This is a genomic window from Streptomyces sparsus (genome assembly GCF_054776295.1).
In genome coordinates, this window is record NZ_BAAHCA010001069.1 from 1 (window position 1) to 1,505 (window position 1,505).

Sequence of the window (1,505 nt, forward strand, 5' to 3'; positions counted from 1 at the left end):
GGGGGAGGCGCGCCATGCCCGGCGTCGAGCGACCGGCCGGCACCGGTGACGTGCACCGGCCGGCCCGGTGGTACCGGTTCAGTGGTCGACGAAGTGGACCGAGTTGCCCTCCGGGTCGAGGACGTGGAAGCCGTGGCCGTCGTCCTGGGGCTCGATCTCGCTGGGCTTGAGGTCGCTGAGGGACCCGTGGGCGCCGCGCACGTCCGACTCGGTGAAGACCAGCTCGATGGCCCTGCGGTCCTGCCGCTGAAGGATGAGGCCGCCACCCGTGCCCGTGGCGAGCACGATCTCGCCCTCCTGCTCGGCGAGGACCTTCAGACCGAGGCGGTCCCGGTAGAAGGCGGTCATGGCCTCCAGGTCCTCGCACAGAACCGCGGTGATGGCGAGCTTTCCGTACATGGGCGTCTCCCTCTTCCGACACGGGATCACGGCCTGGTACCGCACTTCCGTGCGGCGCCGCAGCGACTGGGAAAACCGTAGAACTTGAACACGGGTTGAAGTAAAGCCGTTCGGCGGGAATGCAAAATGCACGTGCGGAGAACGTCAGGGGAGGGAAAAGAACCGTGCGGAACACGGGATCGGAAGACGCCCGGATTGCCGAATCCGCGTATCGGAGTTCCCGCCGAGCACACTCCGGACGGACGGCGAAGCGCCTGATGTGCCTTAAACAAAACTTCAGGTCGCGGTTAGTCTGGGAAGATGACTCCCGTGTCCTGGAAGACTCGTGAACTCACTGTCGGCGAGACCGCCGAGCGAAGCGGCGTCAGCACCTCGGCGCTCCGCTTCTACGAACGCAACGGCCTGATCCAGAGCCGCCGCACCACCGGCAACCAGCGCCGCTACGCCCGCGACACCCTGCGCCGGGTGGCGTTCATCCGGGCGTCGCAGCGGGTCGGCATCTCCCTGGAGACGATCCGGGCTGTGCTGGAGCTGCTGCCGGAGAGCCGCACCCCCACCCGTGAGGACTGGGCGCGGGTGTCGGAGTGCTGGCAGAAGGATCTCAACACCCGCATCACCCAGCTCCAGGAGCTGCGGGACAACCTCACCGGCTGCATAGGCTGCGGCTGCCTGTCGCTGGAACGCTGCGCCCTGGCCAACCCCAAGGACGTCGTGGCCGAAGAGGGACCCGGCCCCCGCCACCTGACCGGCCACTGAGCGCGGCCCGGCCCCGTCCACCGCGCCGTGCCCGCCCGGTCAGAGACGGCCGGCCGGTGCGGTCCGCCTCACCGGCGGGAACAGCAGCACCGCCAGCACCGCCGCCTCCAGCAGCGCGGCGGTGAGAAAGCCGGTGGCGGTGGTGGTGGCGGACACCAGGGGGCCGAAGGCGAGCGGCGAGAGGAACTGGCCGGTGAACGTCGCCGTGCCGGCCAGTGACGCCGCCCGGCCGCGCAGCGCGAGCGGTGCGTGCTCACCGATCAGCATGGTCAGAGTGGGCACGCAGAGCCCCTGCCCGAGGCCGAAGAGCGCCGGGGCGAGCAGCAGCGACACCGGCGACCCGTCCACCG

Annotated in this window: 3 protein-coding genes; 1 reads left to right on the top strand and 2 read right to left on the bottom strand. The window is 69.9% G+C overall.

The window, feature by feature from the left end; translation table 11 throughout:
• Positions 1-78: 78 nt before the first annotated feature.
• On the bottom strand, positions 79-399 hold the full coding sequence (locus tag ACYVE9_RS26345) for a VOC family protein (protein WP_461030401.1): 321 nt from the start codon (positions 397-399) through the stop codon (positions 79-81).
• A 300-nt stretch (positions 400-699) separates the two neighbouring features.
• Between ACYVE9_RS26345 and soxR the strand changes: the two genes are divergently transcribed.
• Positions 700-1,155, top strand: coding sequence for a redox-sensitive transcriptional activator SoxR (soxR, locus tag ACYVE9_RS26350; protein ID WP_461030402.1), 456 nt, complete (start codon positions 700-702; stop codon positions 1,153-1,155).
• Positions 1,156-1,194: 39 nt separating this feature from the next.
• Here soxR and ACYVE9_RS26355 read toward each other — a convergent pair.
• Positions 1,195-1,505, bottom strand: a 311-nt coding sequence (locus tag ACYVE9_RS26355) for an MFS transporter (protein WP_461030403.1), incomplete at its 5' end; no start/stop codon positions are given.

Excerpts from the sequence above, each read along its gene's own strand:
- soxR (WP_461030402.1), top strand. The coding sequence starts at position 700 with ATGACTCCCGTGTCCTGGAAGACTCGTGAACTCACTGTCGGCGAGACC.
- ACYVE9_RS26345 (WP_461030401.1), bottom strand. The coding sequence starts at position 399 with ATGTACGGAAAGCTCGCCATCACCGCGGTTCTGTGCGAGGACCTGGAG.